Origin of the sequence: Catalinimonas alkaloidigena (assembly GCF_900100765.1) — a bacterium.
Lineage (GTDB): Bacteria > Bacteroidota > Bacteroidia > Cytophagales > Flexibacteraceae > Mooreia > Mooreia alkaloidigena.
In genome coordinates this window covers 1-24,744 of sequence record NZ_FNFO01000008.1, presented here as the reverse complement: position 1 = coordinate 24,744, position 24,744 = coordinate 1, and the positions used below count along the sequence as shown (strand labels likewise).

The window sequence follows — 24,744 nt, the reverse complement described above, 5'->3', positions numbered from 1 at the left end:
GCGGCTCATTCAATCCCGATCTTCTATGCAACTAGCGTATAAACTGAGTGGCGAAGAGCAACCCGGTCGGCCCGTCGTCATTTTGCACGGCCTGCTCGGATCGGCCGACAACTGGCTTTCGCAAAGCAAGCAACTGGCCACAGAGCGGCCGGTCTACTTGGTAGATCAGCGCAACCACGGTCAGTCGCCGCACGCCGAGGCGTTTACGTATCAGGCAATGGCCGCCGATCTGCTGGAGTTTCTGACGGAGCACGATCTGGACCGCCCTTTTGTTGTGGGGCATTCGATGGGCGGAAAAACCGCCATGTTTTTTGCAACGCAATATCCTGAGCATTTGCAGGGACTGGTCGTGGCCGATATTGCGCCGCGTTATTATCCGGTGCATCACCAGCAGATTCTTGCGGGGCTTAAGTCCATTCCGGTCGATTCGATCAAGTCGCGGCAGGAAGCCGACAAAATTCTGAGTGAACGGATTCCCGAGTTAGGGGTGCGACAGTTCTTGTTGAAAAACCTGACGCGAAAATCGGAGGGAGGCTTCGAGTGGCGGATGAATTTGCCCGTCATCGACCAGAAAATCGAACAGGTGGGCGAAGCGTTGCCTGCCGACGCACGTTACGAAGGCCCTACTTTGTTTTTACGTGGCGAGCACTCCGATTACATCCAACCGAAAGATGAAGCGGAAATTCATCGTCTGTTTCCGAAGGCAACCATCGAAACCGTGGCTGGAACGGGGCACTGGCTGCACGCCGAGAAACCCGACGAGGTGATCCGTTTGATTCAGGCGTTTATCGACTCAGCTTCCTAACCGGCGGATCAGCCAGAGAATAAACGTGAGCAGCAGGCTGAGCAATATGCTAGTGCCCAAAGGAAAATAAAACGAAAAGTTTTTCCGCTTTATGGCAATGTCGCCGGGCAGGCGACCGGGGCGCAGCCATTCCGGCCAATGGAATTTATCGCCGAACAAAAAAATGCCGCCCAGCAGGATCAGCAACAGGCCGAGGCCAATCAAAAGTTTTCCGAACGAAGTGGGCATGTCATCACAATGAAAGCAACATCCAAAGGTCGACTTTTTCTGATACCGACCGTATTGTCACCGGACACCGAAGCGCAGGTATTGCCGCCGCAGGTGCCCGAAACCATTCGTTCTCTACAACACTTTCTGGTTGAAAACGTGCGTACCGCGCGGCGTTTCATCAGCGGTCTGCGGCTCGGCATCTCGATCGAATCGCTCCAGTTTTACGAACTGAGCAAACATACGGAAGTACGTCAAATCGAGCAGTACCTGGATCTGGCCGAACAAGGCCACGACCTAGGCATTCTGTCCGAAGCGGGTTGTCCGGGGGTGGCCGATCCGGGCGCACGAGCCGTGGCGGGGGCGCATCGGCGTGGTATTCCGGTGGTGCCGTTGGTGGGGCCGTCGTCCATTTTGCTGGCGCTGATGGCGTCCGGGTTCAGCGGCCAGTCGTTTGCGTTTCACGGGTACTTGCCCATTGCGTCGGAAGCTCGGATCAAAGCTCTGCAAGGGTTGGAGAAGGAGGCGCAGAAACACCACCAGACGCAGATTTTCATGGAAACGCCGTACCGGAACAACCCGTTGTTAGACGATATTCTGAAAGCCTGCCGCCCGCAGACACTTTTGTGCGTAGCGGCAAACCTGACCTCGCCTCATCAGCTCATTCAGACGCAGACCGTAGAAGCCTGGCGGCGCACATCGGCCGATTTTCATAAAATTCCGGCCATTTTTCTGCTTTCGGCCTCTTGAGAGTTCCCGGTGTTGCTTGCTTTCAATCAAGCTAAAATCTGTACTTTTGGGGCCGCAATTTGCCCGCCGGTCCGGAAGGTTACCGTCTGATAATCAGTGGGCATAGGGCGATTAAACCACCGGAACTGGCGTCAGGCTCATCTCCGGTTTACGATTGATTCATCTTAACTTATTTGCAAATGCCTTATCTCTTTACCTCTGAGTCGGTCTCGGAGGGTCACCCTGACAAAGTAGCGGACCAGATTTCGGATGCTATTTTGGATGCCATGCTGGCACAAGATCCCGACTCGCGCGTGGCCTGCGAAACCATGGTAACCACCGGCCTAGTGGTGGTGGCTGGTGAAGTAACCACCAAGGCGTATGTCGACATTCCGGGCGTGGTGCGCAAAACCATCGCGCAGATCGGATACACCAAAGCCGAGTATCAGTTCGAAGCGGAATCGTGTGGCGTGATCAACGCATTGCACAGCCAGTCGCCCGACATCGCGCAGGGTGTTGACGAGCGGGAAGGAAAAGAACAAGGTGCCGGTGATCAGGGAATGATGTTTGGGTACGCCACGCGCGAAACGCCGGAATTCATGCCGATGGCGTTGGCCTTTTCGCACCGTTTGGTGAAAGAACTGGCCCGCATTCGCAAAGAAGAGCCTGAACTGATGCCGTACTTGCGTCCGGATGCGAAGGCACAAGTAACCATCGAATACAGCGACGACAACCAACCCGTCGTGGTCGATACCATCGTCGTTTCCACGCAGCACGACGACTTTATCAAGCCGGATTACGCGGCGCATCCCGATACTGCTCAGGGCCGGGCGGCGGCTGTCGCCGAGGCCGATGAAAAAATTCTGTCGAAGATCAAGAAAGACATCATTGAGAAGGTGATTCCCTCGGTCATTCCGCAAACCATGCTTTCTTCGCGCACCAAGTACCACATCAACCCTACCGGTAAATTTGTGATCGGTGGACCGCACGGCGATGCCGGCCTGACCGGCCGGAAGATCATCGTCGATACCTACGGTGGCAAAGGTGCCCACGGAGGCGGTGCGTTCTCCGGAAAAGATTCTTCGAAGGTGGACCGCAGTGCGGCCTATGCAGCGCGCCACATTGCCAAAAACATGGTGGCGGCCGGTCTTTGCGACGAGGTCCTGGTGCAGGTGGCTTATGCCATCGGTGTAGCCCAGCCGGTTTCGTTGACGGTAAACACGTACGGCACGGCGAAAGTGGACATGAAAGACGGCCAGATCGCTTCCAAGATCAAAGAACTATTCGACATGCGGCCGCGTGCCATCGTAGAGCGCCTGGGCCTGAAGAATCCTATCTTTTCTGAGTCGGCGGCATACGGACACATGGGCCGGGAAGCTGCGGCCAAAGAGGTTGGACTGGAATACGTTCGCGTTCGCGAAAACGGCACGGGCGAGAAAGAAGAGGTCCGGCGGAAAGAGAAGAAATCGGTGGAATTCTTCACGTGGGAAAAACTCGATTACGTCGATAAGATCAAAGCCGCTTTCGGCTTATAGACTTCTTAAACGTTTTAGAATAAAAAAGCCCGGCAGAGAACCTGCCGGGCTTTTTTGTGCATGTGCAGTACTTAACTACTGCTTAACGATTTTTTGCGTGAACTGGCCTTGGGCGGTAGTGACCGTGCAGAGGTAGATACCCGCCCGCAGGCTGTTCAGGTTCAGTTCCACCGAGTGGTTGACGTCCCGTGCCGACGTGGTGCGTGGCAGGACTTCCTGACCCAGGATGTTTTTCACCTGCACCTGGATTTCAGCCGCTTCCTGAAGCGAAACGTCCACCCGGGTTTGGCTGCTCGATGGGTTCGGGTAGGTCCGTACTGTGCCGTTGAGTTTGGCATAACCTCCGGCCGCAGTGATGTTTCGCAACGCCGCGCCTGTAAACTTATAGTAGTTGGTTTCGGCCAGTTGCACTTCGTGATAGTACTCGTAACTATCGCCGCCGAGCTCAAACAGGTGGAACGACAAACCCGGCTCGAAGTCAGACGACCAGATCAGGTGAATCACGTCGTCTTCCATGATGCGTTTGGGTACCTGGGGATACAGGTCTTCGCTCGAGGCATCGCCGCTGGTCCCGTCGTCCTGAACGTTTCCTACGGCTTTGGCGATGTTGATGGGGTCTGACCATACGTCACCGCCGTTTTCAGAAAAGATGCCGTAAATGTCGCGGGTGTAGACACCGAAAGCGTCTTCTTGCAAGGCCGAGTAGAAGATGTACACAACGCCTTCGGAATCGATGCTCATCGACGGTTGTGAGATGGGACCGAAGATGTAACGGCTGGTTTGTTCGAAGGTCTGTTCGTTGTCGACAATGGTAACTTCACCGTCACCGTCGGCATCGGCGATCCCAGCTACTTCGGCAAAGCCGTTGTCTTCAAAGTCTTCGTTCCAGTAGAGTAACACGGATTGACCACGGTCAAGCAGTCCGCCGTCGAAGAAGAACGAGTTGGATTGGTCGCCGTCCGGAGCTACGAACCGAAACGCAAAGCCGGTCGAGACGTGTACTTTCCCTTGGTTATCGATCAGCACGTCGAGGGCTCCGTCGTGGTCCGGGTACACGTACGCCCCATCGTCACCCGCCGAAGGGCTAAAGCTGGAATCGGCCGGAACGACCGTCGTATCCATCACCTGGATGTTCTGGTAACTCCAGGTTTCGCCGTAATCCACGGACTTCAGGAGGAATGTTACGAGCCCAACGTTGTTTTTGGTCGTGCCGTGACCCACAATGGCGACGATGCTGTCGCGGGCGTCGATTGAGAATTCCTCATTGAACAGACTGACGAAGTTGTTGGAGTCGAGGTCTTCAAAGAAGTAGTTCTGTATATCGAAGTTTTGACCACCGTCGCTGGAGCGGTGAAACACCAGGGGCGAAAAAACACCTTTGCTTACCGAAGCATCTACCATCAAAGAATCCTCCTCGTACAGATATGGATTGAGAAAGTAATGATAATAAGGAACTTGCGTTACTACGTAAATCTCATCGCCGTTTGTTGTAGCGTATGGGTTGTAGCCGGGGTTAATGGCCACATTTTTATCGCTCCAGTTGCCGGTGCCTGGTGTGCTCCGATGAAATACACGAAATTGATGATACGCATTCTGGAAACCTTGACGTCCTATAATGGTCTCACCATGGCTTGTATACAACACGCTTGCTGCACTAATCGAGCCTGACTGCGGAAGGGTCGTATTCAGTTTGATGTCTTGCCCGTCCTGAATCCAGTTGGCCGAATTGTAAAAGTTGTAGCCCGTCAAGGGGGGGACAATCATATTACTTTCTCCATCTTCCGGCAGGTAAGGCCATACCACCGTAATGTCGCCGGTTTCGTTGACCGCAATCCGCTGCCGGTCGTGCCCTTCCAGCGTAATGCCGCCCATCATATCGCGGTAGCTTTGCCCGACCACCGTGCCCCAGTAGGAGACGATCTGCGGCTTCTGAGGCGCGGGCGTAGCGCTGCGCCGGTCCTGCGATGGAGTGGTGTGTAAGTAATCTTTTTTCGTAATGGTATTCGGCACAGGGGCCACATATTTTGACTTTTGTGCGTGCACGGCGGTGAGGCAAGGCCCGACCAGCATGGCTAGAAGTAGGAGTCTTCGCATGTAAATAACTTTTGTGTGAAAAATTCAAGGTAGAAAAGAACTAAATATAAACAGATTGCTTTCCCGCAGCAACCGTAATGTCCTGCACTCGACAAAATGCAAAAGAATACCTACTGAGCAGCCATTCCAGAGGTCAATTGTCAGACCTTCCAGGCACGCACCATTTCGCGCTTGCCCGGAGGGCCGGGGAGCTTCTCGACTTTGAAGCCCGTAGCTTGCAACGTACGGCGGAAAGCACCTTGTGCACAGTAGGTTATCAACGCTCCATCAGCACGGAGCATTGTATAAAGGCGATGAAATACGTCAGGCTGCCAGCAGTCGGGCTGTTTCTGAGGAGCAAAGGCGTCGAAATAGACCACATCGTAAGCCGCCGTTGCGCTTGGGTAGGTGTGGATGTCGCCTTCGATTTTTTGGAAGGTGAAATGGGGCGTAAGCAACAAGGCCTGCCCCCAGGGCGATTCGTGTAATTGCCGAAACCACTGGCGGTCTGTAGGTTGGTCGAGGGGTGGCGGGAACGTAAGCGCTTGCCAGAGGGAGGGCGCAAGGGGATACAACTCGATCGTGTGATAAACGACCGCCTGCTGGTGCTCCTCGGCATAGCGCAAGGTCAGTAGCGCATTGAGGCCAGTTCCGAAGCCTACTTCAAATACCCGCACCGGATCGCTGACTTCGGTGGCCGGCACCAGTCCCCGCTGGATAAACACGTAGTCCGACTCGGTTACGGCCCCGCGCCGCGAGTGATACGTTTCGTCCAGCTCCGTATGGTACAAGCTGGGCGAGCCGTCGCCTGTGGTGATGAGTTGCAGCGGGGAGTCGGGCATGGCGTTGGCGTTACGATTTTTCGATCAGCACCACGGCATAAGCCGAAACGCCCTCTTCGCGGCCCACAAAACCCAGCCGCTCTGTGGTAGTCGCTTTGATGGAGACGTCTTCTTCCGGAATGCCCATCACCTCGGCTAGGCACGCCTTCATGGCCGGTACGTGCGGGTTGATTTTCGGGCGCTGGAGGCAGATGGTCGCGTCTACATTGCCTACCCGATAGCCTGACTTTTGCAACAGCGCGATTACCTGCTTCAGCAGAAGTTTGCTGTCGATTCCCTTGTACTGAGGATCTTGGTCAGAAAAGTGATAGCCAATGTCGCGCAGGTTGGCGGCGCCCAGCAACGCGTCGCAAATTACGTGAATCAGCACGTCGGCGTCGGAGTGACCCACCGCACCGTGGGTGTGTGGAATTTCAATGCCTCCCAGCCAGAACGGATGGCCTTCCTGCAGCTGGTGTACGTCGTAGCCCATGCCTACTCTCATTGTTGCCATATCAGAAGTATTGGGGTGCGATCAGGCTTCGGCCGCCGCCCGGTAATAAAGGGTTGAACTGTTAGTAGAAACAAGGATTTGCTGCGCTACGCGCGCGATGTCGTCAGGCGTTACGGCCTGAATTTTTGCCGATTCGGCGTTGATCAGATTCGCATCCCCCTGGGCGGCGAAGAAAGCCAGATTCATGGCGCGGTTCAGCAGCTCAACTTCCGAAAAAATCAGCGTCGACTCAGCTTGGTTTTTCACTTTGGTGAGTTCGGGTTCTTCCAGTCCTTTCGTCACGATTTCGTTCACCACCTCGTCGAGGGCCTGTTTGGCCGCTTCCAGCGCAATTCCCTGGTTCACTTTCCCCTGGATCACCAGCAAACCCGGATCGACCGAGCCCGTTACGTAGGCCCCGATGGAGTTAAACAACCGTTGGCCTTTGACCAGCCGGTTGAACAAGCGCGACGATTTGCCCCGCCCCAGCGCATCGCTCAGAAGATCGATGGCGTAATAATCGGGATGAAGTCGCCCCGGCATGTGGTACACCTTATAGAGCGCGTGCAGCGGCACGTCGGACTCGACCGTGAGCGTACGGGCCGCTTGCTGCGCGGGTTCGGCCGGAAGCTGGCGTACCGGTGCTTCGCCTGCCGGAATCGGGCCGAACCATTTTTCACTGAGGCGTTGCACCTCCGAAACGGTTACGTCTCCGGCCACCACCAGGACGGCATTGTTCGGCAGATAGTGGCGATAGAAAAACTCGCGCACGTTGTCCATCGTGGCTTCGGCAATATGACTGATGTCTTTCCCGATCGTAGGCCACTGGTACGGATGCGCCTTGTAGGCCAACGGCCGAAGTTTAAGCCAGATGTCACCGTAAGGCTGATTCAGGTACCGTTGGTTAAATTCTTCGATAACGACTTTCTTCTGTACATCGAGCACCTCCGGATCGAACGAGAGCGCCAGCATCCGGTCTGATTCGAGCCAGAAAGCCGTTTCCAGGTTAGAGGCCGGCAGGCTGATGTAGTAGTTGGTGATGTCGGGGGAGGTGAAGGCGTTGTTCTCGCCACCGACCTTTTGCAGCGGCTCGTCGTACGAAGGAATGTGACGCGAGCCACCGAACATCAGGTGCTCAAACAAATGGGCAAATCCCGTGCGGTGGGCCTCCTCGTCGCGCGAACCGACGTTGTATAAAATGTTCAGCACGGCCATGGGTGCGGTGTGATCTTCGTGCACCAGCACACGCAGGCCGTTGTCTAGAGTAAATTCACTATATTCAATCATAAGCGGATCAAAGTTAGAGGAGTTTACACGATTTACGGATTCGCTGCGTAATTTTTCGGGTTTAATTCGGAAATCGAACGGCCGATCTCCCGGGAAGAAAACAAAGCGATGGCCTCAGTTCTGTCCTAACCAAATTTCGCTCCCATTGTTTGGCCGGTTAAAACCACGACCTTATGTCCTCAGCCGTTCAGGAAGAATCCATCCTCCAGTTTGATCGAAAGCATTACACCGATCAGGACTTGCTGGCGCTGTACGAAGCGTTGCTCAAACCCCGGATGATCGAAGAGAAAATGCTGATTCTGTTGCGGCAGGGAAAAATCAGCAAATGGTTCTCGGGCATCGGGCAGGAGGCCATTGCTGTCGGTGTGACTTGTGCGCTCCGACCCGACGAATACATTCTGCCCCTGCACCGCAATCTGGGCGTTTTTACACAGCGGCAACTGCCGTTGGCGCGTTTGTTTGCGCAATTTCAGGGGAAAGCTTCGGGCTATACCCGGGGGCGTGATCGTTCGTTTCACTTCGGAGATCCGGAGCATTACATCGTCGGCATGATTTCGCATCTGGGACCCCAACTCTCTGTGGCCGATGGACTTGCCCTGGCGCATCGGTTGTGGGACGAAGCAAAGGTGGTCGCGGCCTTTAGCGGCGACGGCGGCACCAGCGAAGGCGAATTTCACGAAGCCCTAAACGTCGCGTCCGTGTGGCAGCTTCCGGTGTTGTTCATCGTGGAAAACAACGGCTACGGCCTTTCGACGCCCAGCGATGAGCAGTTCCGTTGCAAAAGTTTCGTCGACAAAGGCCTCGGGTACGGCATGGAGGCGGTGCAGGTGGATGGCAACAACATTTTAGATATATTCGACACCATCCGGCACCTGGCGGCCAGCATGCGCGAAAATCCGCGCCCGGTGTTGGTGGAAGCGATGACGTTCCGTATGCGAGGGCACGAAGAAGCCTCCGGCACCAAGTACGTACCGAGCGAGTTGCTGGACACCTGGGCCCGGAAAGATCCCGTCCAAAATTTCGAAGCGTTTCTGCGCAAGGAAGGCGTGCTGGATGACGAGACCAACACCCAGCTGCGTGCGCGCATCCAGGCGGAAATCGACGCGGGCTTGCAGGAAGCTTTTGCCGAACCCGCCCCCGACGCTACGGAAAGGGAGCTAGCTGACGTTTATGCTCCGCATGTGCCGCATTCCGTTGCCCCTGCCCAGGAGGTCACCTCGGACAAGCGCTTTGTAGATGCCATTGCCGACGCCATTCGCCAGAGTTTCGAGCGGTATCCGCAACTGGTGCTGATGGGGCAAGATGTCGCCGAATACGGTGGTGTGTTTAAAGTAACAGAAGGTCTGATGGCGCGTTTCGGGAAAGCGCGCGTGCGCAACACGCCGCTCTGCGAATCGGCCATCGTCGGCGTGGGGGTAGGGCTGTCGATTGCCGGCTGGAAGTCGATCGTGGAGATGCAGTTTGCCGATTTTGTGACGTGCGGGTTCAACCAGATCGTAAACAACCTGGCGAAACTGCACTACCGCTGGCAGCAAGCCGCCGATGTGGTAATCCGCATGCCGACCGGGGCAGGAGTTGGGGCAGGGCCTTTCCATTCGCAGTCGAACGAAGCGTGGTTTTTCCATACGCCGGGTTTAAAAGTCGTGTATCCCTCCACACCTTACGATGCCAAAGGCCTCCTGAATGCTTCCATCGAAGATCCCAATCCGGTACTCTATTTCGAGCACAAAGCCCTGTATCGGTCGCTTACCGGTCCCGTCCCCGACGATTATTATACCTTGCCCCTCGGGCAAGCGTCAATAGTGGCTTCGGGTGAGGATGTGACCATCATTACCTACGGTATGGGGGTGCATTGGGCTCAAGAAGTTGTACAAACAATGGCAGGCGTTACGGCAGAAATCGTCGACTTGAGGACGTTGCTTCCCTGGGATCACGAAACGGTAGAAGCGGCGGTGCGCAAAACGGGACGCGTTCTGATTTTGCACGAAGATTGCTTGACTGGAGGAATCGGCGGAGAGATTGCCGCCTGGATTGCCGAGCACTGTTTTGTGTACCTCGATGCACCTGTGATGCGCGTGGGCGCGTTAGATACACCGGTGCCCTTTGCGGCTTCGTTAGAAAAACACTTTCTGCCCCGTGAGCGGTTGGCGAAAAAAGTAGAAGAATTATTAGCCTTTTAGCCTATGTCTCCTATCTCCCTATATCACAGAATATTAGCCCGTACGTGGTTCGTGTACTTTCCCCGCCCTTTTTCCTGTGTGCTGGTCTTATGCGGTGCACTATTTTTACTCCCAAGTTGTCAGCCATCTACGTGTCCGAGCTACAGCAGTGCACAAATTGTTGCGGCTGGCGATAACGCTAAGCGTAAGAAGAAATCGCGCGAAAGTGACAAGAATGGCTTATTACAGAAAAAAAATAGCAATCCGTTCCGGGTGCGCTGATTAGCACATGCGCACCAGAATGGAGTAGGTTTATGAGACATCTTCTGATCGTACTGGGGGGAATTTTTGTTTTACTCGTTACGGGCGCTACTGCTTACGCGCAAGTACCGGGCGAAACGCGCATTATCCATAGCAAAAGCTCTCCACAGGATGATAAAAAGAAGAAGGCCAATTTCTATCGGCCCGTGCCGCAAAAAGGCGACGCCTCGACCGGCTACCATCCCAAGCGCGCTTTCCTGAAGAAAAAACAGCGTCGCGAAGAGAAGAACGAACAGACCGTCAACGGGAAAGCCATTTACAAAGACATCTCTAAAAAGCAGATCAACCGCAAAGAAGCGAAGAGCGAGGAGATGAAAAAGGGCGAGCCCATCATGCACAAGCTGTCCTCCAAGGCGCGCCGACGCGAAGAGGTAAAGAGTGGCGAGACGGTGGATGGGGGTGCCATCTACCATTCGGTACCGAAGCACGAAGCACCCAAAATAGGCCGAAACCGGAATCCTTCGCTGGAAGAAATGGAAAAGGCTGGGCGCAATACCCATTATGCCAAGCTGTCGCATAAAAATCCCCGCCGTCGTTACGAAAACGTGCATCAGAGTGCCGACCAGGCCGGGCGCAAGTGGCAAAAATCGTACGAAGCCAAGGAGCGGTATCGTAAGCGCAAGCTGTGGCTGTCGCGTCTCAATCCGCGTAACTTCATGCCTGTGTACATGCGCGAGAAGCCGGAAAAGCCGAAGCACGACAAGTCCGAAAAAGGCCTCTGGTACGAATAGTTTTGCGAGAGGGAATCCGATTCCCCGGTTTTTACGTTCCAGTCACAAATAACTTGTGGTAATGAACTGGAAAAGAATAGAATCGACCGAAGGCCTGACCCAGGCAATTGCGCACTCCAACGAAAAACCTGTCCTTATTTATAAGCATAGCACGCGTTGTCCCATCAGTGCGGCGGCGTTAGCTCGGCTGGAACGTGCCTGGAATACGGCGGAGATGGCATCCGTAGAACCTTATTTTTTAGATTTGATTAGTTACCGTGTGGTTTCTAACGCGGTAGAAGAGCAACTGGGCATCCGGCACGAATCTCCTCAAGCACTCCTGGTACATCAGGGAAAAGTGGTCTACCACGAATCTCATCTCGGCATCTCTTACGAAGAACTGAAAACTCAGGCCGATCAGTTGACTACCGCTTAGTCGATAAGGGTGACGCCTTGCGGTGATAGTTGGTACGATTGCCCCGTTTCCGGGCACTGGGCACGGCCTTGTGCATCGAACTGGAGTTTGTGTCCACGTTCGCTCATCCAGCCCACAGGCCGCGCGGGGTTGCCCACTACCAATGCATACGGAAGCACGTGGCGGGTCACTACCGCACCGGCTCCGACAAACGCGTAGCGGCCGATGGTCACGCCGCAGATGATGGTGGCATTGGCACCCAGCGTAGCGCCTTTTTGGACGTGTGTGCGACGATACTCCGATTTCCGGTTGACCTGACTGCGCGGATTGATCACGTTGGTGAAGACGACCGAGGGACCGATAAAAACATCGTCTTCACAGGTAACACCGTCGTAGAGCGAGACGTTATTCTGGACTTTCACATTGCGCCCCAGAACAACACTACCCGCAACGAACACATTTTGTCCTAAGCTGCATCCTCCCCCGATTCTGCAACCGGTCATCAGGTGGGAGAAGTGCCAGATGTGTGTTCCGGCTCCGATGAAACAACCCGGATCGACAACGGCCGTTTCGTGCGAGAAATAGGTATCCATATAGCAAAAACGCCGCTTACTAGCGGCGTTCTTTGTTTATTCGGTTTCTTGGGCTTTTTCTGTCTTTACGCGTTCTTTAAAGAATTCGTAAGTGAGCTTGAGTCCCTCTGAGCGGGATACTTTAGGCTCCCATCCCAAAATCTCTTTGGCTTTGGTGATGTCGGGTTTCCGTTGCTTGGGATCGTCCTTTGGCAACGGCTTGTGAATAAGCTTTTGGTCTGCCCCTGTGAGTTTCAGAATTTCTTCACCAAATTCCTGAATGGTAATTTCATCAGGGTTTCCAATGTTAACGGGATAAGGGTAGTCGCTCATCAGAAGGCGATAAATACCATCCACCAGATCGTCTACGTAACAGAATGCGCGTGTCTGCGATCCGTCACCGAATACCGTCAGATCCTGGCCGCGTAACGCTTGTCCGATGAATGCGGGCAAGACGCGACCGTCGTCGAGGCGCATGCGAGGTCCGTACGTATTGAAGATCCGTACAATTCGGGTTTCGAGTCCGTGGAAAGTATGGTACGCCATCGTGATGGCTTCCTGAAAGCGCTTGGCCTCGTCGTAAACGCCTCGCGGGCCAATGGGATTCACGTTGCCCCAATAGTCTTCTGTTTGGGGGTGAACGAGCGGATCGCCGTACACTTCAGAAGTAGAGGCGACCAGGATGCGGGCTTTTTTGACCCGTGCCAGACCCAGAAGATTGTGCGTCCCTAACGAACCCACTTTCAGGGTCTGAATGGGCATCTTCAGGTAATCGATGGGGCTGGCGGGTGAAGCGAAATGAAGAATGTAATCCAGGGGACCGGGGACGTGTACAAACTTCGAAACATCGTGATGATAGAACTCAAAGTCCTTTTCTTTAAAAAGATGTTCGATGTTGCGTAAATCTCCGGTGATCAGGTTATCCATCGCTATGACAGAGTATCCTTCCCGGAGCATCCGGTCGCAAAGATGGGAGCCGAGAAACCCGGCTCCCCCTGTAACTAAGACTCGCTTCATGTTATGCTATTACTTGATCGGTAGGCTTCTTAGGATTTGGAATTTCCTTCGTGATGGCACGGCGACCGATGCTGTGGTATACAAAGCCCAGCTCCTCCATCAGTTCAGGTTCAAACAGGTTCCTACCGTCAAAAATAGCTTTATTATTTAAAAGTGACTCCATTTTCTCGAAGTCAGGCGTCCGGAAAACAGGCCATTCGGTGAAGATCATCAACGCGTCGGCGTCTTCCAGCGCTTCGTAAGGACTCTCTGCAAATGCGATCGAAGTTCCTACCACTTCCCGTACATTTTCCATGGCTTCCGGATCGTATGCTACTACGCTGGCACCTTCTGCCAAGAGGGCTTTGATGTTCTCCAGCGCGGGTGCTTCCCGGATGTCATCGGTGTAAGGTTTAAAAGAGAGACCCCATACCGCGATTTTCTTTCCGGCCAGGTCGCCACCGAAATACTCTTTCACTTTCGGCAAAAGCTTGGATTTCTGATCGGCGTTGACATCCATTACCGCCTTCAGCATGCGGAAGTCGTACGCATAATCTTGAGAAGTTTTGGCCAGGGCCTGTACGTCCTTCGGGAAGCAGCTACCGCCGTAACCAATCCCGGCGAACAGGAAGCGCTTGCCGATGCGGCTGTCTGAGCCAATACCCCGGCGGATGTCATCCACGTTGGCGCCCACTTTGTCGCACAGGTTGGCGATTTCGTTCATGAACGTGATTTTGGCTGCCAGGAAAGAGTTGGCCGCGTACTTGGTCATTTCTGCCGAACGTTCGTCCATGAAAATGATAGGGTTACCCTGACGGACGAATGGCGCGTACAACTGCTCCATTTTCTTGCGAGCGCGCTCTGAGCTTGTCCCTACAACCACCCGATCGGGTTTCATGAAGTCTTCTACGGCCACGCCTTCGCGAAGGAACTCAGGGTTCGAAACCACGTCGAACGCTACTTTGGCATTTTCGGCGATTTTGGCGTGGACCTTTTCGGCAGTACCGACCGGCACGGTGCTCTTGTCCACCACTACGGCGTACTTTTCGAGCAGGAAGCCCAGGTCTTTCGCTACGTTCAAAACATATTTCAAGTCGGCCGAACCGTCTTCTCCGGGAGGAGTCGGAAGTGCCAAGAAAATGATTTCTGCATCTTTGATGCCTTCTGCCAGATTGGTCGTGAATTTTAGGCGACCTTGCTCGATATTTCTTTCAAAAAGGGCCTCTAAGCCGGGCTCATAAATGGTGATTACACCATTCTGGAGCTTCTTTACTTTTCTCTCGTCAATGTCTACACAGTGGACGGTATTGCCCGTTTCGGCGAAGCATGTGCCTGTTACCAGTCCAACGTAGCCTGTTCCTACAACTGCAATTTTCATAAGCGTTATTATTAGTTATCTAGCAATTAGCGAGGACAAAATACTGAAATAGGGGTGGGTTTTCCAAGAGGTAGGGTAAATATTGTTAAAAAAAATATTAGTTTCTTAACATTGTACCCGTGGATGTGTGTTTCATTATGTGCAAACGCTTGTGTCCAAGCGAGATGTTAAGACGGCACATAAAGCGTACTGAATTTACGAAAGGTGAGTTACAGTTCGTTGATACGACAAACCTGCGGTGGGTAACAGGCGTTTCGATTAACGGGCTGAGGTAGTGGGGTTTACCTGATGAAAAACCTGTTAATCGTAATAGCAAGGTAAGACATATCTTTTTATTTGACAAACTATTTCGCCGTTTGACTTGTATCTTTAGGTACCAAACAACTTGATCAAGATTTACACCAATCCCCCTGAACATGCAGACTATCGTTGACGAAGCGGGCCTTTCGTTCGAGCTAAGCGAAAACCAGCGCATGATTGCTGATATGGTGCGCGATTTCGGAGCGCGCGAGATAGAACCCTATAAAATGGATTGGGACGAGCGGCAGGCTTTTCCCGTCGATTTGTTTCAGAAGCTGGGCTCGCTGGGACTTTTGGGCGTACTGGTGCCTGAAACGTACGGCGGGTCTGGATTTGGCTACGCCGAATACGTCACTGCGATTCAGGAGATCGCCAGAATCGACGGGTCCATTGGCCTCTCGGTGGCGGCGCACAACTCGCTGTGTACCGGCCACATTCTTCAATTTGGCAACGAGGCGCAGAAAAAGAAATGGCTACCCAAACTCGCCACTGGCGAACGGCTGGGTGCTTGGGGCCTGACCGAAGCCAATACCGGGTCGGATGCCGCCAACATGCGTACTGTGGCGGTGGAAGACGGTGACCATTTCGTTCTGAACGGGAGCAAGAATTTTATCACCCACGGGAAGTCGGGACATGTGGCCGTGATCATTGCCCGCACGGGCGAAACGGGCGATTCGCATGGCATGACGGCTTTCGTGATCGAGAAGGGTACACCCGGATTTTCGGCCGGGCGCAAAGAAAATAAATTGGGCATGCGGGCCTCCGAGACCACCGAGTTGATTTTTCAGGATTGTCGCGTGCCGCGCGAGAACGTGCTGGGGAAGGTAGGCGAAGGATTCGTTCAAGCGCTGAAGGTATTGGATGGCGGCCGGATTTCGATTGCGGCGCTCAGCCTGGGCATTGCACAAGGCGCTTACGAAGCCGCACTTCGCTATGCGCAGGAACGCCGGCAGTTTGGCCGCCCCATTGCCGATTTCCAAGCCATCGCTTTTAAGCTAGCCGACATGGCGACCGAACTCGAAGCGGCTCGTCTGTTGACGTTCCGGGCAGCCGATCGGAAAACCCGGGGATTACCCGTAACCCAAGAGTCGGCCATGGCGAAATATTATGCGTCGGAAGTGGCGGTACGCTGTGCAAACGAAGCAGTACAGATTTTCGGAGGGTACGGCTATACCAAAGATTTTCCGGCCGAAAAGTATTACCGTGACGCCAAATTGTGTACGATTGGCGAAGGCACTTCCGAAATCCAGAAAGTTGTTATTTCCCGATCTATTCTTCGCGGTTAAGCTCTTGACTTCCATTTATGAAAATGCTACATTTGCAGGCCTAAATCAGTTAGAAGAGCATGATCGTAATTAACGTAAAAGATAACGAGTCGATTGACCGCGCATTAAAGCGTTTCAAGAAGAAGTTTGAGCGTACCGGCGTGTTGCGTGAAATTCGTAGCCGTGCGTACTTCGAGAAACCTTCGGTGGCTCGTCGTACCGAGAAGCTGCGCGCTATTTACCGCGAGAAGATGCAGAGCAAAGAAACTCTCTGATTTTATAGACATTTTCCTTTATTTCAACCATATTAGTAGGAAACCTCTGCTAATATGGTTGATTCTTTTTTGGAGTTCCTGCAGTTCGAAAAACGGTACAGCGAACACACCCTCCTGTCGTACCGAAATGACCTGACGCAATTCGAACAGCATCTGCAGGACACAACTCGGCGAACCTTAGAACAGGCTGATTATTACGATGTACGTGCCTGGATGGTGAAACTCATCAGCACGGGCATTGCCGCCAGTTCGGTCGGTCGAAAAATGGCCTGTTTACGGTCATTCTACAAATACCTTTTGAAAGAGAGTGCTATCCGCGAAAACCCCATGCAGCGGATCAAGAGCCCCAAAATCAAAAAAAAGGTCCCCGTTTTTGTTCCGGAATCCGACATCATGGATGTGCTGGACCGTACCCAGTTTACAGACGACTTTCACGGCCTGCGCGATAAGTTGGTCCTGGAAATGATTTACGGAACCGGCATCCGCCTTTCGGAGATCATCGGCCTGAAAGAAAACGACATCAGCCTGCACAACCGCGTCATAAAGGTGCTGGGCAAACGCAACAAGGAGCGCATGATTCCCCTGAATGTGACCCTGACCCACCTGCTGGAACGTTACCTTTCTTTCAAACACGCCACCTTTCCCGTAGATGCAGAAGGTCCCCTCATCGTAACCGATGGCGGCGATGAGGCGTATCCCATGTTTATCTACCGCCTCGTTCGCAAGTATCTGGACGATGTGGTAGCACTAGAGAAAAAGAGTCCGCACGTGCTTCGGCATACGTTTGCCACGCACTTGCTAAACAAGGGAGCCGACTTAAATGCCATTAAAGATCTGTTGGGCCACAGTAACCTGGCTGCCACACAGGTGTATACCCACAACTCGCTTGAAAAAATGCGAGAGGCGTTTCGGCAGGCCCACCCGAAAGCTTAACCTATCATTTACCTCTTAACTTTGTACATTTATGAAACTTCAGATTCATTCTGTCCACTTCGATGCCGACCAAAAGCTACTGGACTTCATCCAGCGGCGTGTTGATAAACTGGAGACGTTTTACGACAACATTTTGGAGGGCGAAGTATATTTGAGACTCACCAAGGACAGCGACCACCGCGAGAACAAAGTCGTTGAGATCAAACTTTATATTCCGGGCAATTCGCTTTTCGCGAAAGAACACGCCCACTCGTTCGAAGAAGCGACAGATCTGACTGTGGAGGCACTTCGCCGCCAAGTCAAAAAACGCAAAGAAAAACAGAGTGTAAACCGATAGAACCTTTAAGGGGGCCTCGGTGGCCCCCTCTTTTTTACTACCTGCTATACACTCCACCCGCCGAACTATTGCCTAGCATTGGTAGTTATTTTTCCTAATGAGCACAAATTCCCCTTTTTACGATTTACTGATTGTAGGTGCCGGCCCCTGTGGACTGGCCTGCGGTATTGAAGCAGCCCGACACGGGCTCTCGTATCTGATTCTTGACAAAGGCAGCATTACCGATGCGGTACGACGCTACCCGGTTAACGGTCATTTTTTCTCAACGGCCGATAAACTGGAAATCGGCGGATTGCCTTTTCCGGCCATCCATGCCCGCCCTACGCGCACAGAAGCGTTGCAGTATTACCGCCGGGTCAGCGAGTATTTCGACCTTAACCTGAAGTTGTATACCGAAGTGAAGGCCATCGACAAGACCAGCGACGGTTTTAAGGTGCATACGCATACCGGCGTGGTGTACCACGCACGTTATGTGGCCATTGCAACGGGGTACTACGACCAGCCCCGCCCGCTGAGCATCGAAGGGGGTACGTTGCCACACGTACATCGGTATTATGATGAGCCGTTCCGATACGCGCACACCGCCACGACCATTCTGGGGGGCGGTAATTCTGCCATCGAAACCGCCTTGGATCTCTATCGCAATGGCGTAGGGCACTTGCGGGTTTTTGTACTGGAAGACGATTTTGTGCCCACTGCCAAGTATTGGCTGATTCCCGACATGCGCAACCGTGTCAAAGACGGAAGCATCGAAGTGCATTTCCGGGCCGAGTGCATTAAAATAACACCGAGCGAAGTCGTGGTGCGCCATCACTTGACTGGGGAAGTGAAGAGCTACCCCACCGACTTTGTTTTGGCGCTGATCGGCTACCGTCCCGATGCCGAACTGATGCGGGACGCGGGTATTGAGTTGGAGGGCCCCATGCTCATTCCCAAGATTGACGCAACTACGTACGAAACCAATGTGCCCGACCTATACGTAGTGGGCTCGGTGGTAGGTGGCGAAGAAACCGCCAAAGTGTTTATTGAAAACGGACGATACCATGGTGCCGCGGCTGTCGCCGATATTTTGCGGAAACAGAATGCGCAGCCACACGTGAGTGCAAAGCAGCATGTTTCTACATAAACTTATTTTTTTGTGCCGCTTACGTTTAACCATACTCCCCAGCCCACTCCTGACGGAGGACCTTTTTATGCGGAAACCGATTTTTCGCATGCGATCGTAGAGCCCTGGAATGCGTTCTCGTCACTGACGTTTCTGATTCCGGTGATCTACTGGGCCTGGCGTCTGCGGGGGCAGTACCGACATTACTGGTTCATTACCCTAGCTATGCCCCTGTTGGCACTCGGTGGGATCGGAAGTACGGTGTTTCATGCGTTCCGTTCCTCACCGCTTTTTCTTCAGATGGACGTGTTGCCCATCCTTGTGCTCACGCTGTCGGTAAGCGTGTGGCTTTGGGCCAAGGTGTTTCCACACTGGATCTACGTGATCGGGCTATTAATTTTATACAGTGTCATTAACTTTTGGCTAATCGGCTTGGGCGGTTTCAGTGCTCATGCTCAAATCAACATCTCTTATTTCTTGCGCGGCACCATGATTTTCCTGCCTGCGCTCCTGTTGCAGTTGCGGACCAACTTCGTAGGGCTACGCGCCATTGTGACCGCTACTATTCTGTTCATCGTCGCCTTGATTTTCCGGCGTTCGGACATGCCTCTTGCCTGGATGCCGATGGGAACGCATTGGTTATGGCACGTGTGCTGCGCCATTGGTGCCCATTATCTGGCGCTTTACTTGTATCTGTTAGAACAAGAGCCGCAGCACGTCAGCTCGCTACAGGCCAAGTAGGGATAGGAAAAGCAAAATAATTTTTGAATTGTACCGGCAGCGGAGGCTGGCCAAAGGCACTGCCTGTGGCACTGCGGAAGGCATTGGCCACACGTAACGGCTCAAGGAGGAACTGCTGCGTGGCGTCACGAGGAAGTTCCAGTAGATCAGCCACATCGTCTCCCAGCAGAAAACGCATGTAGTAAGGAGCCAGCCGAAACGCAGGCGCTTGCTCGTGTAAACTATGAAGTAACGCTTTGGTTAACGCTTTGCCAGCATCCGACTCTCGGAAGTGACGACGCACGATGGCCCGATCAAGGTAGTAAGCCTCTTGTAACGTGGCGGGCAAAACAAGTGGGTCGATGCCCAGTAAGAAACCGATGACGCGCCAGCGGTGTAAAAAAGCTTCGGCTTCTTCGGGAGAGATAAGTAAATGCATCCGGCGTAATCCCCGCAACACCACAAGCGAAAATGCTAGGTTCGTACCTGCCTGGTCTTCCTGATTAACCGGCAAGCCCCAAGCGTGATTCCAATGCGGGTGTTTGGCAGCATGATGACGCACCAGTGCATGCACCAGACGCACTTGCCGCACACTGCTCCATCCTGGGCCGTCGCTTTCAAACGAATGGGGTTGAAGCACCTGCCAGACAAACTGCGCAGTTTCTTGCAGACGTTTGGTGGCATCGTTCGTAAGCCGTTCGGAAAGACGAAGCACCTGGGCTCCATCGGCTGCCGCATAGCAGTAGGGCAGTGAAAGCAAACCCAGCATGGTCATAATTTCGGGCGTATGCCGCTGGAAAAGTGTTGCGGCGCGTTGAAGCTTTCGTGCGTCTGCCCACGTCGGGAGTTGACTCGTTTGGATAACGAATGCCCGTTCGACCTCCGACAGATCGGCTGGGGGAGACGGCTGTCTCAGCCGCTCTATTCCTGCTCGAATGGCTTGAGGAGCGTCAAGCAACCATGCTTGCACAACCGCATCGGCCAGGGGATCGCCTTGGCGGCGCAGATTAGACAGCAAATCATCGGAAAAAGTACGCATACAGATCAATCAACTTTTCTGTCGGGCAAAAGTTTTGATCCGGGTGACGTAGATGTCGTTTACTTAGGCTTTAGCCTTCGCCTTCTTGTATAGCGGGACACTGCTGCATGGCTCTCCGTACATCAGGCTGAACGCAACGGGTTGCAGCAAGCGCGTAATTTCGACATAGGCACTGATCGGTACCGGACGGTGGCTGCATCCTTTCACCACTACTTTCGCATCACGAAAATCTTCGGGATTGACCTGATGCAAGGCCTGACGGAAAAGGGCATCCTCCAGGGCACCCAGATCACCGAACACTACCATATTCGCCACGGATGCCAGTCGAGTCGCGACGAGCATATAAGCCCAGGTCGGCACAATCGCATCGGCCGAACACGTAATGGCTACGTTCTTACCGTGGTATTGGCTCCAATCGTGCTCTTTTACGAACGCCCGGAACTCTTTCTCCCGGAGGATGAGCCCCTGATAAAGCTGATCGGCCAGGTCGAGCAAAACGCGCTCTCCCGGATGATAATATTCTTCCAGATCGAAGGTCACCAGCGTGCTTTGTGCAACGCGGTTCACAATCGGTGCAGTATCCATTGTGTGAAGTTTCGGTTTTTCTCCTAACACCATTACGCCGGCTTGGGTTTGGATTTGCTCTTTAAATGACTGGCGAATTCTTTTAAGTAGCGTGGCGTAAAGTAAGCCAGATCTTCCCAGGCTTCGCGTTGAAAGGCCTCTTCAGCCAAAACGCCCATGGAACGTGCTGATGGATAAACATCTTCTACAAAATGCGCGTGCGGGTGATCTTGCAATAACGGTTTGCTTTTGGCCGCCCCATCGCCGAAAAAGTAAATGGGATGCTCGTCTAATGCTGCCGCAAATGAATCCTCTTGCAGGACCAGCGGCTGCGTGGCAAGCACTTCTTCCAGGCGGTGGTTGAAGAGCGCGCAATACACTTCCATGCGGCGGGCGTCGATCATCGGACAGAGAAGTGCTTCCGACCGGTTAAACCGATTGACCTCATGGGCCATAATTGCCAGCGTTGGAATGCCGAGGAGGGGCTTATCCTGCGCAAAGCAGAAACCCTTCGCGGCAGAGACACCGATCCGCAAGCCCGTATACGACCCCGGCCCCGCTGAAACGGCCACGGCGTCAATATCGGCCAGCGTCCTGTGCGCGCGTCTACATACAAAGTCAACCATGGTATTGAGCGACTCTGCGTGCGATTTTTCGCGTACCAACTCGGTGCAGGCCAGCAGAGTACCGTCTTGGTGCAGTGCCACCGAACCAGCCGTTGTTGAAGTTTCCAGACAGAGAATAAGCGCCATTGTGTAAAAGCTAAGGGGGCGAAGATACAAAACGACCGCCTGCCGGAGCAGAGCGGTCGTTTCAAGAAAGGTAGATGCGGTGTGAATCAGTTGCTCAACAGCTTCGCAAATTTGTCAGGGTTGTTGAGGATGTCCAATGCCGCCAAGATGTCTTCATCATCATCGAACGAAGCTTCGACCGAACCGCGCTGTAGATAATATCGGCTCACAATCTCCTGCTCCAAAGCTTCTTTGATTTCGTCCTTGTTCTTTTGCAGGTCTTTGTTCTTATCGTGAGAGATCTGCGTTTGCAATTGCGAGAGTTGCTCTTTGATGCCGTCGAAGTATTTCTCCTTCTTTGCGTTTTCCTCCAGCTCCTTCAGATTGCTTTCCACACGGGTGCTGTAGTCGTAATCTTTGTTAGTAAGCCACTTAACAAACTCGTTGTATTCCTGATCAGAGATGGCAAACTCCTTCGCCGAAGCAATGGTTTTGTGCTTGCTGGCATACTCGGTGGCGTAATCGAACAGCAGCCCTTTGTTGACCAAAGTCATGGTGATGGGCGAATATTCGCGCTCTTCTACTTCGATGTCCGGCAAAATTCCGCCACCATCGTATACCGTCCGGCCATTTTTGGTCTTGAAGGCCACCCGAAGCGAATCCGGAATGGTAGAAACACTGCCGTCTTCGTCGCGGTGCGAGTAGTCAATGGCCTGAATGCAGCGTCCACTCGGGATGTAGTACTTCGCCGTAGTGATTTTCAACTGTGAATTGTAAGTCAGCGGACGCGTTGCCTGCACCAGCCCTTTGCCATATGTACGCTCACCCACCAATACCCCACGGTCATAATCCTGGATCACCCCCGATACAATTTCGGACGCCGATGCACTGCGCGAGCTGGTCAACACCACCAGCGGAATGTCGGTATCGACCGACGGATTCAAAGCACGATACGTTTTGTTCCACTCCGTGACTTTCCCTTTGGTACTCACCACTTCCGCATCCTTTTCAATAAAGATGTTGGAGATGTTTACCGCTTCACTCAGCAGGCCACCAGGATTATCGCGCAAGTCGAAGATGAGCTTTTTAGCACCTTTGGCTTTCAATTCCGTTACCGCTTTCTTGACTTCCCGAGAAGCATCAGAGGTAAAATCGCTCAACCGGAAGTACCCCACGTCGTTGTTTACCATACCATAATAAGGTACGTTATCGATTTTGATCTTCTCGCGCGTGATCGAAATGTTTAGGGGCTGCGCTACGCCATATCGCTTCACCTTTAGATTAAGTGTGGTGTTAGCCTGTCCCTTCAGGAGTTTACTCACTTCACCCGAAGATTTGTCAGCCACCGGCAAGTCGTCGATCTCCAGAATCTCATCACCAATTTGCAGGCCTGCTTTGTTCGCAGGATAGCCTTCATACGGCATAAGCACGAGGGTTTTCTCGTTCCGCTTACCGATCACCGCCCCAATGCCGCCGTATTGGCCGGTTGTCATGGTACGGTAATCTTCAATTTCGTCTTCGGGAATGTAGTTTGTATACGGATCAAGCGAAGCCAACATGGCATCGATACCAGTTTTGATCAGGCCGCTGGGGTGTACCTCATCAACATAATAAGTATTGACTTCTTTAAAGAGAGTAGCGAAAATGTCGAGGTTTTTGGCGATCTCGAAATAGCGTTCGCTAGGGGTAAATGCTACCGTACCGACAAAGAGCAGGATGGCTACGAAAGGAATGCGTAGCTGCTTCAGAGTTTTCTTCATAGGAAAGCCGGAAGTTTAAGAATGATCTGGCGACTGACAGATTGTTTCAGCTAAACGCCGTAATCCTAAAGATAGTTTTTTTTCGATAAACGAATACGTAAAAATCTGATTACCAATGTAGGTAAATGCGATTCTTAACGAAAAAGTAGAGGGGGTAGGAAGGGCCTCCTGAAGCAGCTGTTTGTGGTGACGGTACGCTTCTCGGGTACGCCGTCGGAGCTGGTTGCGGTCAACGGCCTTACGGAAGCGCCGCTTCGGAATTGCAAAAAGTATTTGGGGACAGGGGGCGGTTTCAGCAGGAGAAGGGACAAGCAGATACGTAATGCGGTAGGGGTAAACAACGATAGAGGAACCCTTTTTGTAGAGTTCCTCTATCTGTTTTTTGCCGCAAAGCCGCTGTGATTTGGGGAGCGTCAGATCCGGTTGGCTGAATTCGGTCATGGGCAAAGAGGCATAACCAACCGGAGGGATTTCCCCGCGCGACTAGCGTTTATGTCTTCTTTCGTCAGAGACGCTCAGTTTTTTGCGCCCTTTCCGGCGACGTGCTGCCAGTACTTTACGTCCATCTGCTGTCTCCATCCGTGAACGGAACCCGTGCTTATTTCTGCGCTTTCTGTTAGAAGGCTGAAAAGTTCTTTTCATGATCTTCTGTGGTAAATGTTAGGGCCCGCAAAGGTAAAAGTATGTTCTTTATTTTCAAACCCCTGCTTTCGGAAAAGGTGTATGATTTTTCGCACACTCCTGAAATGAGTTAAACGAAAGGCAATAAAAGGGCAGATGGATTCCTATACAATAATAATAACCAGCTATATAGAAAGCGAAGACCGTAACGGATTAGCTTGTAGAACTAAATATACTAGCTACTACAGTTAATACACTTAGCTATAGTAGCTAGTACTGATACCACTAGCTCAGTCTGATAGTAGCAGCACAGGACTAGCTATATGGACTGTTACTCATCGGGAACCGAAAAGCATTCGCATAGGTTAGCAATTTCCGGTGGGAGGAGAAGGGCGCGGGAGAGGAGAAAAAGTTATCCACAAGTGTTGGAGGTTGCGGGCAGTGGGTGTAGGTTTGCAGCCCCTTCGACGGAGAAGCTGGCGAGGGGAAGCGGAGGGAAGGCGAGCGAAAATATTTTTGGGTAGAGGGGTTGACAGGAGGGAAAAAGGTTACTAGTTTTGCAGCCGCTTTTGATCGAAAGGTCACACGCAAAG

General features: G+C 52.9%; 26 protein-coding genes. 12 read left to right on the top strand and 14 right to left on the bottom strand.

What is annotated here, in order from left to right; translation table 11 throughout:
• The first annotated feature begins 25 nt into the window (after window positions 1-25).
• Window positions 26-805, top strand: coding sequence for an alpha/beta fold hydrolase (locus BLR44_RS18545; RefSeq protein WP_089684801.1), 780 nt, complete (start codon window positions 26-28; stop codon window positions 803-805).
• On the opposite strand, the gene BLR44_RS18540 is transcribed toward BLR44_RS18545, so the two are convergent.
• Window positions 794-1,033 carry a DUF2905 domain-containing protein gene (locus BLR44_RS18540; RefSeq protein WP_089684799.1) on the bottom strand — a complete coding sequence of 80 codons (240 nt, stop codon included), beginning with the start codon at window positions 1,031-1,033 and terminating at the stop codon, window positions 794-796. The two genes, BLR44_RS18545 and BLR44_RS18540, sit on opposite strands and share 12 nt — an antisense overlap.
• 9 nt (window positions 1,034-1,042) lie before the next feature.
• Between BLR44_RS18540 and BLR44_RS18535 the strand changes: the two genes are divergently transcribed.
• Complete coding sequence (locus BLR44_RS18535; RefSeq protein WP_089684797.1) at window positions 1,043-1,762, top strand: SAM-dependent methyltransferase; 720 nt, start codon at window positions 1,043-1,045, stop codon at window positions 1,760-1,762.
• A gap of 179 nt (window positions 1,763-1,941) precedes the next feature.
• A complete protein-coding gene (locus tag BLR44_RS18530; RefSeq protein WP_089684795.1) occupies window positions 1,942-3,276 on the top strand; it encodes a methionine adenosyltransferase in 1,335 nt (444 codons plus the stop codon).
• A 75-nt stretch (window positions 3,277-3,351) separates the two neighbouring features.
• Here BLR44_RS18530 and BLR44_RS18525 read toward each other — a convergent pair whose 3' ends face one another.
• The 4 genes from BLR44_RS18525 to BLR44_RS18510 form a co-directional block, all read right to left on the bottom strand.
• A complete protein-coding gene (locus BLR44_RS18525) occupies window positions 3,352-5,370 on the bottom strand; it encodes a T9SS type A sorting domain-containing protein (protein WP_089684793.1) in 2,019 nt (672 codons plus the stop codon).
• 140 nt (window positions 5,371-5,510) lie between these two features.
• On the bottom strand, window positions 5,511-6,191 hold the full coding sequence (gene mnmD, locus BLR44_RS18520; protein ID WP_089684791.1) for a tRNA (5-methylaminomethyl-2-thiouridine)(34)-methyltransferase MnmC2: 681 nt from the start codon (window positions 6,189-6,191) through the stop codon (window positions 5,511-5,513).
• 10 nt (window positions 6,192-6,201) lie between these two features.
• Complete coding sequence (gene ispF / locus BLR44_RS18515; RefSeq protein ID WP_089684789.1) at window positions 6,202-6,684, bottom strand: 2-C-methyl-D-erythritol 2,4-cyclodiphosphate synthase; 483 nt, start codon at window positions 6,682-6,684, stop codon at window positions 6,202-6,204.
• A 21-nt stretch (window positions 6,685-6,705) separates the two neighbouring features.
• The gene (locus BLR44_RS18510) at window positions 6,706-7,950 is read right to left on the bottom strand and encodes a M16 family metallopeptidase (protein ID WP_089684787.1); all 1,245 of its coding nucleotides are present in this window, start codon (window positions 7,948-7,950) and stop codon (window positions 6,706-6,708) included.
• Window positions 7,951-8,123: 173 nt separating this feature from the next.
• On the opposite strand from BLR44_RS18510, the gene BLR44_RS18505 reads away from it, so the two are divergent.
• The 3 genes from BLR44_RS18505 (at window position 8,124) to ytxJ (ending at window position 11,576) form a co-directional block, all read left to right on the top strand.
• Window positions 8,124-10,130 (top strand): alpha-ketoacid dehydrogenase subunit alpha/beta, encoded by a 2,007-nt coding sequence (locus tag BLR44_RS18505; RefSeq protein ID WP_089684786.1) that lies wholly within the window; start codon window positions 8,124-8,126, stop codon window positions 10,128-10,130.
• Window positions 10,131-10,423: 293 nt separating this feature from the next.
• On the top strand, window positions 10,424-11,161 hold the full coding sequence (locus BLR44_RS18500; RefSeq protein WP_089684784.1) for a hypothetical protein: 738 nt from the start codon (window positions 10,424-10,426) through the stop codon (window positions 11,159-11,161).
• 61 nt (window positions 11,162-11,222) lie between these two features.
• A complete protein-coding gene (gene ytxJ / locus BLR44_RS18495; protein ID WP_089684782.1) occupies window positions 11,223-11,576 on the top strand; it encodes a bacillithiol system redox-active protein YtxJ in 354 nt (117 codons plus the stop codon).
• On the opposite strand, the gene BLR44_RS18490 is transcribed toward ytxJ, so the two are convergent.
• The 3 genes from BLR44_RS18490 to BLR44_RS18480 are packed head-to-tail and all read right to left on the bottom strand — an operon-like array spanning window position 11,573 to window position 14,501.
• Window positions 11,573-12,148, bottom strand: coding sequence for an acyltransferase (locus BLR44_RS18490; RefSeq protein ID WP_089684781.1), 576 nt, complete (start codon window positions 12,146-12,148; stop codon window positions 11,573-11,575). The two genes, ytxJ and BLR44_RS18490, sit on opposite strands and share 4 nt — an antisense overlap.
• 36 nt (window positions 12,149-12,184) lie before the next feature.
• Window positions 12,185-13,144, bottom strand: coding sequence for a UDP-glucuronic acid decarboxylase family protein (locus BLR44_RS18485; RefSeq protein WP_089684779.1), 960 nt, complete (start codon window positions 13,142-13,144; stop codon window positions 12,185-12,187).
• Window position 13,145: 1 nt separating this feature from the next.
• Window positions 13,146-14,501: a UDP-glucose dehydrogenase family protein gene (locus tag BLR44_RS18480; RefSeq protein WP_089684777.1), complete on the bottom strand. Its 1,356-nt coding sequence runs from the start codon at window positions 14,499-14,501 to the stop codon at window positions 13,146-13,148.
• A gap of 416 nt (window positions 14,502-14,917) precedes the next feature.
• Here BLR44_RS18480 and BLR44_RS18475 point away from each other — a divergent pair, with 416 nt between their 5' ends.
• The 6 genes from BLR44_RS18475 to BLR44_RS18450 all read left to right on the top strand — a co-directional run bounded on the left by BLR44_RS18475 (window position 14,918) and on the right by BLR44_RS18450 (window position 19,457).
• Window positions 14,918-16,087: an acyl-CoA dehydrogenase family protein gene (locus BLR44_RS18475; protein ID WP_089684775.1), complete on the top strand. Its 1,170-nt coding sequence runs from the start codon at window positions 14,918-14,920 to the stop codon at window positions 16,085-16,087.
• 59 nt (window positions 16,088-16,146) lie between these two features.
• Window positions 16,147-16,341 (top strand): 30S ribosomal protein S21, encoded by a 195-nt coding sequence (rpsU, locus tag BLR44_RS18470; protein WP_089684773.1) that lies wholly within the window; start codon window positions 16,147-16,149, stop codon window positions 16,339-16,341.
• A gap of 54 nt (window positions 16,342-16,395) precedes the next feature.
• On the top strand, window positions 16,396-17,274 hold the full coding sequence (locus BLR44_RS18465; protein ID WP_089684771.1) for a tyrosine-type recombinase/integrase: 879 nt from the start codon (window positions 16,396-16,398) through the stop codon (window positions 17,272-17,274).
• 31 nt (window positions 17,275-17,305) lie between these two features.
• A complete protein-coding gene (gene hpf, locus BLR44_RS18460; protein WP_089684769.1) occupies window positions 17,306-17,611 on the top strand; it encodes a ribosome hibernation-promoting factor, HPF/YfiA family in 306 nt (101 codons plus the stop codon).
• A gap of 97 nt (window positions 17,612-17,708) precedes the next feature.
• Complete coding sequence (locus BLR44_RS18455) at window positions 17,709-18,737, top strand: YpdA family putative bacillithiol disulfide reductase (protein ID WP_089684767.1); 1,029 nt, start codon at window positions 17,709-17,711, stop codon at window positions 18,735-18,737.
• Between the two features lie 12 nt (window positions 18,738-18,749).
• Entirely contained in the window at window positions 18,750-19,457 is a 708-nt protein-coding gene (locus BLR44_RS18450) for a hypothetical protein (RefSeq protein ID WP_089684765.1), read from the top strand.
• On the opposite strand, the gene BLR44_RS18445 is transcribed toward BLR44_RS18450, so the two are convergent.
• From BLR44_RS18445 to rpmH, 6 genes are all read right to left on the bottom strand, one after another.
• Window positions 19,435-20,475: an oxygenase MpaB family protein gene (locus tag BLR44_RS18445; protein ID WP_089684763.1), complete on the bottom strand. Its 1,041-nt coding sequence runs from the start codon at window positions 20,473-20,475 to the stop codon at window positions 19,435-19,437. The genes BLR44_RS18450 and BLR44_RS18445 overlap by 23 nt on opposite strands.
• Window positions 20,476-20,538: 63 nt before the next feature.
• A complete protein-coding gene (locus BLR44_RS18440; RefSeq protein WP_089684761.1) occupies window positions 20,539-21,060 on the bottom strand; it encodes a DUF2480 family protein in 522 nt (173 codons plus the stop codon).
• Window positions 21,061-21,092: 32 nt separating this feature from the next.
• On the bottom strand, window positions 21,093-21,791 hold the full coding sequence (gene tsaB / locus BLR44_RS18435) for a tRNA (adenosine(37)-N6)-threonylcarbamoyltransferase complex dimerization subunit type 1 TsaB (RefSeq protein WP_089684759.1): 699 nt from the start codon (window positions 21,789-21,791) through the stop codon (window positions 21,093-21,095).
• Between the two features lie 86 nt (window positions 21,792-21,877).
• Window positions 21,878-23,530, bottom strand: coding sequence for a S41 family peptidase (locus BLR44_RS18430; RefSeq protein ID WP_089684757.1), 1,653 nt, complete (start codon window positions 23,528-23,530; stop codon window positions 21,878-21,880).
• Window positions 23,531-23,545: 15 nt separating this feature from the next.
• On the bottom strand, window positions 23,546-23,971 hold the full coding sequence (locus tag BLR44_RS18425) for a ribonuclease P protein component (protein WP_089684755.1): 426 nt from the start codon (window positions 23,969-23,971) through the stop codon (window positions 23,546-23,548).
• Between the two features lie 42 nt (window positions 23,972-24,013).
• Window positions 24,014-24,172: a 50S ribosomal protein L34 gene (gene rpmH / locus BLR44_RS18420; RefSeq protein WP_089684753.1), complete on the bottom strand. Its 159-nt coding sequence runs from the start codon at window positions 24,170-24,172 to the stop codon at window positions 24,014-24,016.
• Window positions 24,173-24,744: the final 572 nt, after the last annotated feature.